This is a genomic window from Flavobacterium sp. U410, assembly GCF_053570605.1.
Window position 1 is genome coordinate 1 of the sequence record NZ_JBSEFI010000012.1, and the last position, 14,142, is coordinate 14,142.

General features: G+C 34.1%; 14 protein-coding genes. All 14 read left to right on the forward strand.

Annotated elements, in window-relative coordinates; all coding sequences use genetic code 11:
* A partial coding sequence (locus ACUSJC_RS09145; RefSeq protein WP_449269268.1) for a hypothetical protein occupies window positions 1-1,183 on the forward strand: 1,183 nt, incomplete at its 5' end.
* A gap of 1 nt (window position 1,184) precedes the next feature.
* A complete protein-coding gene (locus ACUSJC_RS09150; protein WP_449269269.1) occupies window positions 1,185-1,760 on the forward strand; it encodes a DUF6705 family protein in 576 nt (191 codons plus the stop codon).
* Window positions 1,761-2,050: 290 nt separating this feature from the next.
* The gene (locus ACUSJC_RS09155; protein WP_449269270.1) at window positions 2,051-2,851 is read left to right on the forward strand and encodes an SDR family oxidoreductase; all 801 of its coding nucleotides are present in this window, start codon (window positions 2,051-2,053) and stop codon (window positions 2,849-2,851) included.
* 62 nt (window positions 2,852-2,913) lie between these two features.
* Window positions 2,914-3,825 carry a helix-turn-helix domain-containing protein gene (locus ACUSJC_RS09160; protein WP_449269271.1) on the forward strand — a complete coding sequence of 304 codons (912 nt, stop codon included), beginning with the start codon at window positions 2,914-2,916 and terminating at the stop codon, window positions 3,823-3,825.
* A gap of 16 nt (window positions 3,826-3,841) precedes the next feature.
* Window positions 3,842-4,945 carry an MBL fold metallo-hydrolase gene (locus ACUSJC_RS09165; RefSeq protein ID WP_449269272.1) on the forward strand — a complete coding sequence of 368 codons (1,104 nt, stop codon included), beginning with the start codon at window positions 3,842-3,844 and terminating at the stop codon, window positions 4,943-4,945.
* Between the two features lie 101 nt (window positions 4,946-5,046).
* Window positions 5,047-5,892, forward strand: a complete 846-nt coding sequence (locus tag ACUSJC_RS09170) for a helix-turn-helix domain-containing protein (RefSeq protein ID WP_449269273.1) — start codon at window positions 5,047-5,049, stop codon at window positions 5,890-5,892.
* A gap of 60 nt (window positions 5,893-5,952) precedes the next feature.
* Window positions 5,953-6,927: a DMT family transporter gene (locus ACUSJC_RS09175; protein ID WP_449269274.1), complete on the forward strand. Its 975-nt coding sequence runs from the start codon at window positions 5,953-5,955 to the stop codon at window positions 6,925-6,927.
* Window positions 6,928-7,032: 105 nt separating this feature from the next.
* On the forward strand, window positions 7,033-7,647 hold the full coding sequence (locus ACUSJC_RS09180; RefSeq protein WP_449269275.1) for a TetR/AcrR family transcriptional regulator: 615 nt from the start codon (window positions 7,033-7,035) through the stop codon (window positions 7,645-7,647).
* A gap of 36 nt (window positions 7,648-7,683) precedes the next feature.
* Window positions 7,684-9,006: a TolC family protein gene (locus ACUSJC_RS09185; RefSeq protein ID WP_449269276.1), complete on the forward strand. Its 1,323-nt coding sequence runs from the start codon at window positions 7,684-7,686 to the stop codon at window positions 9,004-9,006.
* A gap of 15 nt (window positions 9,007-9,021) precedes the next feature.
* On the forward strand, window positions 9,022-10,101 hold the full coding sequence (locus tag ACUSJC_RS09190; RefSeq protein WP_449269277.1) for an HlyD family secretion protein: 1,080 nt from the start codon (window positions 9,022-9,024) through the stop codon (window positions 10,099-10,101).
* 3 nt (window positions 10,102-10,104) lie between these two features.
* Window positions 10,105-11,697, forward strand: a complete 1,593-nt coding sequence (locus ACUSJC_RS09195) for a DHA2 family efflux MFS transporter permease subunit (protein ID WP_449269278.1) — start codon at window positions 10,105-10,107, stop codon at window positions 11,695-11,697.
* A gap of 115 nt (window positions 11,698-11,812) precedes the next feature.
* Complete coding sequence (locus ACUSJC_RS09200) at window positions 11,813-12,577, forward strand: prolipoprotein diacylglyceryl transferase (RefSeq protein WP_449269279.1); 765 nt, start codon at window positions 11,813-11,815, stop codon at window positions 12,575-12,577.
* Window positions 12,549-13,934 carry a radical SAM protein gene (locus ACUSJC_RS09205; RefSeq protein ID WP_449269280.1) on the forward strand — a complete coding sequence of 462 codons (1,386 nt, stop codon included), beginning with the start codon at window positions 12,549-12,551 and terminating at the stop codon, window positions 13,932-13,934. The genes ACUSJC_RS09200 and ACUSJC_RS09205 overlap by 29 nt, the downstream gene beginning before the upstream one ends.
* 6 nt (window positions 13,935-13,940) lie before the next feature.
* Window positions 13,941-14,123 (forward strand): hypothetical protein, encoded by a 183-nt coding sequence (locus tag ACUSJC_RS09210; protein WP_449269281.1) that lies wholly within the window; start codon window positions 13,941-13,943, stop codon window positions 14,121-14,123.
* Window positions 14,124-14,142: the final 19 nt, after the last annotated feature.

Sequence of the window (14,142 nt, forward strand, 5' to 3'; positions counted from 1 at the left end):
TCCGGCTATTGATTTTTTTGAAAATCTGGTGATTCAAACCGACACTTTGGGTACAACTAAGGCTTATGTCGTAAAATATTCGTTACACGGAGTTACGGATTATTTTGCCGAACACGATTCCTATATTGTTGATGGAGGAAAAGAGTTGACGCCTATCATGTACAATGCTAATGATGCCCAAGCCAAGATACAGTATATGGGAGACGACGACTGTACCATTTATATACTGATGTGTCCCTACGGACATCCGCATCCCGCATCGTTAATCTGTATCGGAGAGGGACAAGATGTGTATTGGACCTATGACAGCAGCAATTGCGGCAGCGGTAGTGGTAATACCGGAGATAGCGGCAGCGGTGGTGACAGCGGAACCGGCAATTCAGGATCAGATAGCGGCGGAAACACCGGCGGAACACCGGGCGATGAGGATTATGATGACGGCTTGGTAGACCCGAAAACCTGTAAAGGTTGTGGTGGCGTGGTGACGGTACCTGTTCCGGAGTTGGAAGAACTAGACAAGGATTGTGCCTTAATTTTAAAATTACAAAAAGATACCAATTTTAAATCAAGAATGTCTAGTCTTATAGAACCTGCAAGAGCTTGGAGTAGGGAAAAAGTTAATGTTGTAAATGAGAATACCAATCCAACAAGCACGAACAACTATACCTATGTTAATTCTGAAGGTACACCTCAAAGTCCAACAGCAGAATTTACACTTTTAACGAACTCTGCGGGTTATATCCATTCTCATTATCGTAAATTAGGCTCAGTTTTTAGTGCTGGAGATTTACAATATCTTTACCAGCTTTTAAAAAATAATCCTACTTATTTTGATGATATTTTTTTAGGTTTGGTTACGGCTTCAAATACGGCATATTTATTGCGAATAGAGAACAGAGCTGATTTTATTGCTTTCGGAGATAAGTATCTTGCTGATGATAAGAAAATTAATAATTTTCAAAAAAATAAAATGTATGAAAAATATCATATCCATCAGGAAGCATCCAGGGAAACCAATGAGGATGGTTTTTTAAAAATGATGAGCGATTTAAATATCGGAATCTCATTAGCCAGTTCTAATTTTGATGCGGCTGATACACCGTCTCCCGACTTGTTCAACAACTGGACTAAGTTAAAATGGGATAAAAATTCAAACCAAAAAACAACCTCTAAATGTAATTAACATGAAAAATATAATTTTAACTTTTTGTTTTGTGATGTGTTTTAATACCACTTTTTGTCAAACCAACATAGTTGATGTATCCAATGGCTATACTGTAATGGATGCTCCTAGAGGAACATATATTAAAGACATATTTGATACCTTTACTCCTTTTTTAGGAACTTGGAAATATCAAAACGGGAATGAAATTTTAATTATAAAACTTGAGAAAGTTACGAAATACTTCGATGCCGAATATGGTAGTTATGAAGATTACATAAAAGGGAACTATAGTTATTCTACCGATGGCGGTGCCACTTATGTGACCAATACCATTGTTGCAAATGCTACAGAAACCAATCCCAATATTAATTCGTTTTATACATCCAGTCCCATGACTCCACAAATGCTTTACATGAGTTTTAAAGACAATTTATATCAAAAATCAGGTGATGCGACCTTTACATTATTAAATAGTTTTCCTTCACCACAGCTAACAATGGAATTAGAGGGCAGAACCAGAGGGTATTTACCGGGTGAAACTATTCCGCCTCCGGGTTTTTCCATTCCTAATCATGTTACTTTAACAAAACAATAAAAACTACCTGTAATACTGTATCAATAGCGGCTTTTGTTTCAACATAAAAGCCATTTTGTTTTTACAATCAGTATTGATTAAAAAGTAAAGTTGAGTTGTTTTTATTCAATTACTGAACTTCATATAAAAACCTTTTAAAAATAAAAGGAGTTTACGCAATAGTGTACAACACTAAACCAATACAAAATATAACTTCCCCACATTTTGGATACAACAAACTACTATTTGGAAACATCCCTCTTTTCTTTTATACCCAATTTTGTCTGGTCTAATTTTAATAGTAAAGAACAATGGCAAAAACAATTTTTATTACAGGTGCTTCCAGCGGATTGGGAAAAGCTACGGCTAAACTATTTCAAAGCAAAGGTTGGCATGTAATGGCTACAATGCGAAATCCTGAAAAAGAAACCGAACTTACTACATTAGAAAACGTTACCGTTTTACCACTTGATGTAAATGATCCGGAGCAAATACAAGCTACAGTTAAACAAGCAATCGAAAAATCAAATATTGATGTGGTCTTTAATAATGCCGGTTATGGTTTAATGGGTGCTTTAGAAGGACTAAGCGACGAAAAAATTATTCGTCAGATCAATACCAATTTGCTAGGAGTTTTACGTGTAACGCAAGCTTTTATTCCTTATTTCAGAGAAAAAAGAAACGGTTTATTTATCAGTACTACTTCTATAGGCGGGTTTATGGGCTTTCCTTTACATTCCATCTATCATGCTACCAAATTTGCTTTAGAAGGTTGGTCTGAAAGTATGTCTTTTGAATTGAGTCCATTGGGTATTCGAATTAAAACTGTGGCTCCGGGAGGAATTTCAACTGATTTTGCAGGCAGATCAATGGATTTTAATGCACAATCTGAATACTCCGACATTGAACATAAATTGTTCGGAGCTGTTGAAAGTATGATGAAAAACGCCTCAACTGCCGAACAAATTGCAGAAGTAGTTTACGAAGCTGCAACAGATGACAAAGATCAAATACGCTATTTGGCTGGTGCCGATGCTCATTTTCTTTATGAAAGACGATTAGAAATCGGCAAAGAAGCATTCATCCAAGAAATTAAACAGCAATTCGGGTAACAATGAATCCAGCGACTATCTTTCTATAGTTGCTTTTTGTAAATTTGTAAAGAGAGAACATCATGTATATCATCAATTCCATATCTGAATTTCATAAGCTTTTAGCTCTGCCTGATCCGTTGCATCCTTTGGTCAGCGTAATTTCCGTTTCAGATTTAAAGCCGGCGGAAAGTGAAATCTGGGAACAATTTTTTGCTAATTTTTACTGCATTTCGCTCAAAAAGAATGTAGCTGCAAAAATGAAATACGGACAAGAATATTATGATTTTGAAAAAGGTACGATGAATTTTATTGCGCCTAAGCAAGTACAATCGCTTAGTATTGCTGATATTCAACAAATAAATGTGGAATGCGGAGAAGGTTATATGCTGATGTTTCATCCTGATTTTTTGCATAAACACCCTTTGCAGGTTTCAATTAAAAACTATGGTTTCTTTTCCTATTCCGTCAATGAGGCTTTACATCTTTCAGATCCGGAGGAAAAAAATATCATTGAGATCTTTCAAAAAATAGAACGGGAATATCAACATATCGACCGACATACTCAGGATATTATTCTTTCGCAAATTGATTTGTTACTCAATTACAGCAATCGCTTTTATGAAAGACAGTTCATTACCCGAAAAGCAGTAAACCATAATCTGATCACTAAAATGGAGAAACTGTTGAATGATTATTTTAGTAATGAAGAAACTTTGCATAACGGATTGCCTACAGTCGAATATTTTGCAGGGCAACTGAACTTGTCAGCGCATTATTTAAGTGATGTGTTGCGCAACTTAACCGGACAAAGTGCTCAGGCTCATATTCACAACAAAGTTATTGAAAAGAGTAAAGAATTGCTCACGACTTCTCAGCTTTCCGTTAGTGAAATTGCGTACCAATTGGGATTTGAATACCCACAATCATTCAACAAACTATTCAAGAAAAAAACTGAAATGTCACCTTTAGAATTCCGTGCAACATTTAATTAAAACTATCAAGCGAATAATGACAATTTTGATCTCTGTAATTTTGCTTTTGACAATTGCTGTATTTCTTTTTATGAATCACCCGCAATTTGGAAAGGCTCCCACTGGAAAACGGCTGGAACTTTTACAACAGTCTCCTAACTATAAAGACGGTAAATTCCAAAACATTCATCATACACCAACAGTAACTGAAGGTTATTCAATGACAGGTGTTTTATATGATTTCATTTTTAAATCATTTCCAAGAACTAAACCTGTAGATGTCATTCCTTCTGTAAAAACAGATTTAAAAAATTTACCGATTACTGAAAATGTGTTGGTTTGGTTTGGACATTCCTCTTATTTTATACAACTTAACGGAAAACGATTCCTGATCGATCCGGTTTTTAGTGGTAATGCCTCTCCTATTCCTAATTCCAATACTTCCTTTAAGGGAAGCGATATCTATTCAACTGAAGACATGCCTGAAATTGATTATTTACTCATCACACACGATCATTATGACCATTTGGATTATCCTACAATTCTAAAGCTAAAACCTAAAATTAAAAACATTATTTGCGGATTAGGTGTAGGACAACATTTTGACTATTGGAAATTTGATGCTTCAAAGATCTTCGAAAAAGACTGGAATGAAAGTATTATGATTGATGACCATTTTTCATTACATACGGCTTCTGCACGTCATTTTTCCGGTAGAGGTTTTACCCGAAATAATACGCTTTGGCTGTCTTTTATATTACAAACAGATAATTTCAAAATGTATCTTGGCGGAGATAGCGGTTATGACTCTCATTTTGCAGAAATCGGAGAAAAATTTAACGGTTTCGATTTGGCTCTCTTAGACAACGGGCAATATAATCTTGCTTGGCAAGCTATTCACATGCTACCTCAAGAAGGTTTAAAAGCAGCAAAAGAGCTAAAGACCAAACGATTGTTTCCTATTCATTCGTCTAAATTTAAACTAGCCAATCATACTTGGGACGAACCACTTAAAACCATTTCAGCATTACACGAAAAAGATAGTAGTTCCATTGCATTAATTACACCTAAAATCGGAGAACTTGTAAAACTGAATGACACAACACAGACCTTTGAAAAGTGGTGGGAAGGTTTGAATTAAAACCCACTTTTCTCAAAACAATAAACCATTAATTATTCTGTTTCTGATTCTTTTAAAAATAGTTTTTAAATTTGTTAACTAGCTTTTATTGAGAATAAGATATGAATAAACTGCCTGTTCAGGAATTACTTCATGGAGAATATCTTCATATTGCCAGACTGCATAAAGATTTGAATGATCTATCTGCTGTTCCGCACCGACATGATCATTATGAATTTATTCTTCCGTTAAAAGGATCAGGCAAGCATTTAATTGATTATAAACCTTTTGATATTCAACCTAACCGACTCTATTTTATCCAAAAAGGACAAGTTCATATCATTGAAAATTTTGAACGAGAAGGTTGGTTGATATTTTTTGGTGAAGAGCTATACAGCACGTTTTTAAAAATTCACAAACAAGAAAGCGAAAATGGTTTGTTAGATAGCTATTCTCCTTTTCCATACATTGATTTAGACGAAAATCAATTGCAGAAATTCATTCATCTTATTGAACAAATCAACGAAGAACTTAAGGCTGAAAAACAAGATCTCAACATCATTTTTCATTATGTGTCGCTTTTTATTCTTCAAGCCAATAAAATACAAGTCAACCAACATCCTAAAGAACAATTAGATTTAGCCAATCGTAAAATATTTCAAGAGCTCAAACAACTTTTGGAAGTGAAATACAAAAGCGAGCATCTTGCCTCCTATTATGCTGAAAAATTAAATGTTGACAGTAAAAAACTAAATGCCATTTGCCGTAAAACGACCGGAAGTACGCTCTTTGAACTCATTCAAGAACGATTAATTACCGAAAGTAAAATTGAATTGCAAACCTCAACCGGATCCATCAAAGAGATCAGTTATGAACTAGGATTTAACGATCCGGCTTTCTTCGGTCGTTTTTTCAAAAGACACACTGGTATTACGCCTGCCGAGTTTCGTAAAAAACGGTTGATTTAAACCAGAATTCTCCCTAAATGTACCAGAATATGAACTAAAGACGTGCTTACCTTTGTAAGTATGATAACCTATATTCAATCACTTAAAGGAATTATTTGGGGAATAATTGCATCATTCTTTCTATCCTCAACATTTTTAATCAACAGCTTAATTGCAGAATCAGGCGGACATTGGGCATGGACAGCAAATCTCCGTACCTTTTTCCTCATTCCGATTTTAGCTTTAGTTCTTTTAATCAATAAAAAGCTTCGTCCCTTGTTACAAGCTATTGCTTCAAAACCTATGATTTTTATAAAATGGGGATTAACCGGTTTTGGTATTTTATACACCAGTGTTGCTTTAGCTTCACTTTACGCACCTGGATGGATGATTGCAGCCACTTTTCAAATTAATATTTTAGCCGGAATATTTCTCGCCCCTTTCATCTACAAAGACCATAGACGCAAAATTCCTAGACAAGCAGTACTCCTTTCCGTTTTAATTTTGGTAGGAGTTCTTGTTATGCAATTTGAAAAAACAGCTTCTTCAGGAACTTCTTCAGGAATCGTAATCAGTTTTGTATTGGTTGTAATTGGAGCAATCGTATGGCCTTTAGGTAATCGTAAATTGATGGTTGTTCTTGAAGAACATAATTTACAGCTCAATGCCGTACAACGCGTATTAGGTATGAGTATCGGATCTATACCTTTATTAATTGTACTAGCAATTATCGGTTACACACAGTCAGGATTACCGCCGATTTCTCAATGTCAAGCATCATTATACTCAGCCTTATTTTCGGGTTTTTTGGGAGGAGCAGCTTTTTATCATGCTACCCAAATGGTTCATAAAAATCCCATAGCCATTGCTGCTATCGAAGCAACTCAAGCTTTGGAAATCATCTTTACATTATTGGGTGAAATGATCTTATTAGGAACTTCTTTCCCAGGAACTTACGGACAAATAGGAATGCTTATTGTATTCACCGGATTAATTCTTCACTTTTGGAATGTATTATATCAATCCAAAAAGCGTACTGAAATAGTTGTTTCTTGAAATTAAATAGCAAGATTCTATTTTGTTAAATTTTTGTTAATATCATTTTTAAACAAACGTTTAATTTAAACAAGTGTTTAACTTTGCATAGAAATTAAACATGAAATGGAATTAAATGCTAAACAAATAGAAATCATTGCTATAGCCGAAACTTTATTCGCAGAAAAAGGCTTCGACGGAACTTCTATTCGTGATATTGCTAAAGCAGCTGATATCAATATTGCAATGATCTCGTACTATTTTGGTTCCAAAGAAAAACTTTTGGAAGCCGTTGTATTTCATAGAATTAACGCAATGCGTCTTATGTTAGCGAATCTTTTTGAAGAAAATATTTCTCCCATAGAAAAAATGGAAAAACTGATTCGCTTTTACATTCATCGCATCTATGACAACAGAAGTATCTATCAAATTTTACACGTTGAAATTATTTCTCAAAAACGAGATATTGATTACGATCTTTTTATAGATATCAAAAAGCAAAATTTAGATGTAATTGAAAAAATCATCAAAGAAGGTCAGGAACTAAAAGTATTTCGTCCGAATATAAAAGTATTGATGATCCCTCCTCTCATTATTGGTACACTAACTCAATTCTACACTAATAAGCCTTTTTACCAAAAGGTATTAGATTTAAAAACGGATGAAGAATTTGAACAATACATCTACTCCGCTTTTACAGACGATTTAATTAAAGCCGTTCACGCACTTATTTTAAACTAACATAAACTCAAAAACCTCAACAGAAATCGAAACACTATGAAAAGTAAAATTTCGCTTATTTTAGTTCTCTTTCAATTGGTTTCTCTTACAGGACAAGCTCAGGAAACAAAAAAGCTGACCTTAAAAGAAACTGTTGAAATGGCAACAAGTCAAAGTAAGCAAGCTGTACTAGCCGAGGCTAAAGTAACCACTTCTGAATATGAAGTAAAAAAGGCTAAAAACAACCGCTATCCCAGCGCCACCCTTTCAGGGCAATATTTCCGATTGACTGAACCAAATATCAGTTCTCCTTTATTAGGGAACTCCAATTCTGGTTCTTCTGACTCCGGTTCTTCGGGAAGTACCGGAAAAATAAACCAATTGCTTTTGGGTATGGCTAATGTAAGCATCCCTGTTTTTAACGGATTTAAAATTAGTCAAAACATAAAAGCTTCTGAAAATTTACATCAATCGGAAAGTTTAGAAGCTGAATACACTAAACAACAAGTGGCTTTATATGCTACTAATTTGTATTTAGCGATCTATAAAACGGAACAAATGTTGGATTTATTACAAGATAACTTGAAAAGCGCTCACCAACGTGTAGTGGATTTTCAGGCTATGGAAGACAACGGTTTATTGGCACACAATGATATGCTAAAAGCTCAATTGCAGGAATCTAACGTACAATTGATGATTGATCAGAACCAAAAGAATTTGGATGTATTAAACTTCAAATTGAAAAATCTTTTGGGTATTGCTGAAAATTCAACTATTGAAATCGATCCGAACGGAATTGATTCATTCCAAGCGATTGCAGCAAGCGATGCACAACGTACCGATTTACAAGCGGCTGAATTCAAACAAAAAGCGGCTGAAAACGGAATCAAAATAGCACAAGGAAATTACTATCCGTCAATTAATTTAGTTGGTGGTTATATTGCTGTAGATATTAAAAATGCATTTACCATGACTAATGCTATGAACTTTGGTGTGGGTGTTTCTTATGACTTATCTTCTATCTTTAAAAACAATGCAGAAGTTAAGGTAGCCAAAAGCAAATCGGAAGAAGCTAAACAATCAGTTGCTCTTTTAACTGACCAAATCAAAGAAGAAGTTCACGAAGCTCAGGAAAATTATACTTTGGCTCAAAAACAATACAATGTGTACAATTTAGCGGCTGAGCAAGCTACTGAAAACTATAGAATTGTAAAAGACAAATACGACAACGGTTTATCTAATACCAACGATTTATTAGAAGCTGATGTAGAACAACTTCAGGCTAATATCAATAAAGCGGTTTCAAAAGCAGATATTCTTCAAAAATACTACGAATTGGCTTTTGCTAAAGGAAACTTAACACAATCTGTTCAACAATAATTTCTGACCCAAAAAATGGAAACAAAGAAAACAAATAAAAAATTTACAATCATTCTAATCGTTTTAGTAACCTTAGGAGTGGTTTATGGTGGATACAAATACTTCCACTCTTTGGCACACGAAACAACTGATGATGCCCAAATAGAACAAAACATGTCGCCAATTATTCCTAGAGTAAGCGGTTATGTTCAAAAAATTTATGTAAAAGACAATCAATACGTTAAAAAAGGAGATACTTTATTCGTAATTGACAATAGTGATTATTTAGTACGTTTTGAAGAAGCACAAGCCGGACTTTTAGCTGCCGAAAACAACTTAGAAGTTTCTAAAGCTGATGTTGGAAGTGCTTCTGCCGGTGTATCTGTTTCGGCTGCTAATGCACAATCGTATACTAACAGCATTGAAAATGCTAAAGTAAAAGTATGGAGAGCTACTAACGATTTTCAACGTTATGAAAACCTATACAAAAACAAATCTATCACAAAACAACAATATGAAGAAGCATTAGCTGCTAAACAAGTAGCTGAAAACGAATTGAAAGTATTACAAGATCAAAAATCCGCTTCAGATTACCAAAAAAGAGTAGCTGTTTCTCGTTCAAATGTGTCAAGCAAACAAACAGAAGTAGCAGCTGCAAACATTAAAAGAGCGCAAGCACAATTAGATGCTGCCAAATTAAACTTAGGCTATACTATAGTTACTGCTGCTATTGACGGACAAGTATCTACGATAGATTTACAACCAGGACAAATGGTTCAAGCAGGACAATCTTTATTCTATATCATTAGTTCTGAAGAAGTTTGGGTTGTAGCTAATTTCAAAGAAACTCAATTGAACAAAATGCGCTTAGGACAAGAAGTTGAAATTAAAGTTGATGCTTATCCTGACTATACTTTTGTGGGTGAAGTAACCTCTTTCTCACCTGCTACTGGTTCACGTTTCTCCCTTTTGCCCCCAGACAATGCTACAGGAAACTTCGTAAAAACCGTTCAAAGATTACCGGTTAAGATCAGTTTAAAAAACACTAACGACAAAGAAAAAGTAAGTTTACTTCGTGCAGGAATGAACGCAGATGTAGACGTACACTTAAAATAATTTATGAGTGCATCAGGAACCATACAAAATGACGATTTAGTACTATATGGTATTGATAGGGTAATTATTACTATTACTGCCGTACTGTGTGCTCTATTGGAAATTGTAGATACTACCATTGTTAACGTAGCCTTAAATGACATGCGTGGAAGTTTAGGGGCTACTTTAACCGATGTGGCTTGGGTAATTACGGCTTATGCTATTGCAAACGTAATTGTAATTCCAATGACCAGTTGGTTATCACAACAATTTGGTAGACGAAATTATTTTGCCGCTTCTATTATCATCTTCACCTTTTCTTCCTTTTTATGTGGAAATGCATCGGGAATTTGGGAATTAGTTCTCTTCCGATTCATTCAAGGATTAGGTGGTGGAGCACTTTTGGTAACTTCTCAAACGATTATTACTGAAAGTTATCCCATTGAAAAAAGAGGTATGGCGCAAGCTATTTACGGTATGGGTGTAATTGTAGGACCAACATTAGGTCCGCCGCTAGGAGGTTATTTAGTAGATAATTATTCTTGGCCTTATATCTTTTACATCAATGTACCGATTGGAATTATTGCAACCTTATTGACTTTAACTTATGTTAGAAGTCCAAAATATGGAGATAAATTAAAAAGCAATCAAGTAGACTGGTGGGGAATCATTACACTGGCTATGTTTATTGGCTCGTTGCAATTTGTATTGGAACACGGACAACAGGATGACTGGTTTAATGATATTACTATTATTATTGTTAGTATCATGAGCTTTGTCGGTTTGTTTTTCTTTATTTGGAGAGAACTCGTCTATGAACATCCGATAGTGAATTTGCGGGTTTTGAAAGATAACAACCTGAGAGTGGGAACTATTTTAAGTTTTGTCCTTGGTTTCGGATTGTATGGATCAACTTTCATTATTCCTATTTATACCCAATCCATTTTAGGTTGGACTGCAACAGATGCCGGTCTATTATTGATACCAAGTTCATTGATGACAGCTTTTATGATGCCAATTATTGGTAAGTTAATTCAAAAAGGTGTACCTCAACCTTATTTGGTAGCAGGAGGATTTTTAATGTTCTTTATTTTTACGTTTTGGATGCATAACATTATGACTCCTGATACGGGTGAAGAACACATGTTTTGGCCGCTTATTGTTCGTGGATTTGGTTTAGGATTATTATTCGTTCCTATTACTACGCTCTCGCTTTCCACTTTATCAGGAAAATCGATTGGTGAAGGAGCGGCTTTTACGGGAATGATGCGACAATTAGGAGGTTCGTTCGGTATTGCTATCATTACGACTTTTATTTCCAGATTGTCACAAGATCATCGTGTAAATCTGATTAAAAATATTGACGGCGCAAACTCTTTGGTACAACAACGTATTCATGGTTTACAACAAAGTTTTATTGCTAAAGGTTTTAGTCCCAATGAAGCTTTGAATAAAGCCTATCAATTAATTGATTTGTCAGTAACCAAACAAAGTACGGTTTTATCCTATATGGATGTTTTTATGTATTTAGGATTGCTGTTTTTAATTTGTATTCCTTTCATCTTACTGATTAAAAAAGGTAAAGGAAATGTGAATATTAGTGATGCAATGCACTAAAATTATTTAATTTGTTAAGTTTAAAAGCTCTTTTGAAAAAAAGGGCTTTTTTAGTTTTTAACTGACTGACATTCCTTTTTCATTATATTTACATCTTAAAATTTAAATATTCAAAATGACAATACCTTTTGAACCCAATTTTTTTGGTCATCCAATTAATGTTCACTTGGTATTAGAATATTTAGCTTTTTTCATAGGTTTTAGATATTATCTATATTTAAAAAAACGAAAATCAGATGCTATTACCGGACAAAATAGATTATCTATTCTTCTCGGTGCTATTATAGGAGCATTCATTGGTTCTAGACTTTTTGCTTTTTTTGAAAATCCTTTTATTAATAGTATTACTTCCAGCCAATTTATTCAATTTCTAAATGCCAAAACCATTATGGGAGGATTATTCGGTGGTCTTATTGGTGTTGAACTGGCGAAAAAAATAATTGGTGAAAAAGAATCTTCCGGAGATTTGTTTACGCTTCCTTTAATTTTAGGAATATTCATCGGTCGAATTGGTTGCTTTTTAAGCGGTATTAATGAATTTACATACGGAAAACCTACTTCATTTTTTCTAGGAATGAATTTAGGAGATGGTATAAAAAGACATCCTATCGCACTCTATGAATTATTGTTCTTAGGAATCTTATTTTGGTTTTTGAAATATCTTTGGAAAAACAAAAATCTTGAAAACGGAACTATTTTTAAATTCTTTATGATTGCCTACTTTTCATGGCGATTTACTATTGAGCTTCTAAAACCAAACGTTTTCTTCATCTTAGGATTAAGTAGCATTCAATGGCTTTGTATTATTTGTTTACTCTATTATAGTCGCACCATCAAAAAATATTCTATTTATGCCTACAAGAAAATATACATATTATGATTTTACATTAAGCTTATGTCCAGAATGCCTGAAACGAATTGATGCTAAAATTGTGTTTGAAGACCAAAAAGTGTATATGCTAAAACGCTGCCCAGATCATGGCGCTTCAAAAGTTTTAATTGCAGATGATATCGCTTACTACAAAAACATTAGAAATTATAACAAACCTTCTGAAACTCCATATTTATTCAATACTAAAACGCATTATGGTTGTCCGTATGATTGCGGTTTGTGTCCCGATCATGAACAACATTCTTGCTTAACTGTAGTAGAAATTACCGATCGTTGTAATTTAACTTGTCCTACTTGTTATGCAGGTTCCTCTCCTACTTATGGTAGACATCGTACTTTAGAAGAAGTGAAATTGATGTTAGATACCATTGTAAAAAACGAAAAAGAGCCTGATGTTGTGCAAATTAGCGGTGGCGAACCAACTTTACATCCTCAATTTTTTGAAATTTTAGATTACGCCAAAACATTACCTATCAAACATTTAATGCTTAATACTAATGGTATTGCTATTGCTAAAGATTTTGAGTTTGCCAAAAGACTAAAAACCTATACTCCCGATTTTGAAATTTACTTGCAGTTTGATTCTTTCGAAGATACCGTTTTAAAATCCATGCGAGGCGCCGAATTAAGCAAAATAAGAACTCAAGCTTTGCAACATTTAAATACGCTTAATTTGTCTACAACTTTGGTAGTGACTTTACAAAAAGGATTAAATGATAACGAAATTGGCAAAACAGTCGAATTTGCTCTTCAACAACAATGCGTAAGAGGCATAACTTTTCAACCCACACAAATCGCCGGAAGATTAGATAATTTCAATTCGCAAACCGATCGCATTACTTTAACTGAAGTGAGACGAAAAATATTGGAACAGACTGAAATATTTGAATCGGATGATTTAATTCCCGTTCCTTGTAATCCCGATGCCTTAGTCATGGGATATGCCTTAAAATTAAATGGGAATGTTTTACCTTTAACCCGTTATATCAATCCAACGGATTTATTAGATAATAGCAAAAATACTATTGTTTACGAACAAGATGAAGCTTTACAACAAAAAATGTTTGAAATTTTCAGCACAGGAACTTCAACGGATAAAGCTTCTGAAAAACTACATTCTTTATTATGCTGTTTGCCTTTTGTTGAAGCTCCTGAGTTAGGATACGATAATTTGTTCCGAATAATCATCATGCAATTTATCGATGCCCATAATTTTGATGTAAGAGCCATAAAAAAATCATGCGTACACATTGTCAACAAAGACAATAAAATCATACCTTTTGAAACCATGAATCTCTTTTACCGAGACGAGAAAAGAAAAATTTTAGATAATCTCATTAAATAAAACACAATGGACAATTTACTTCCTTTAATCATAGTTATTTATTTAGTTTGTCATAGTCCTGCTATACTCATGATTATTATTGGTTTAATCATCAAAAAGAAGAAACCTAATGCAGCCAAAACTCTTTTCATAATTGCAGGAATTTATTTTTTAATTGGTGCCGGAGTTTGTGGTGCTCTATTAAGTTAAAATTGAAAAAAAGGGCTTT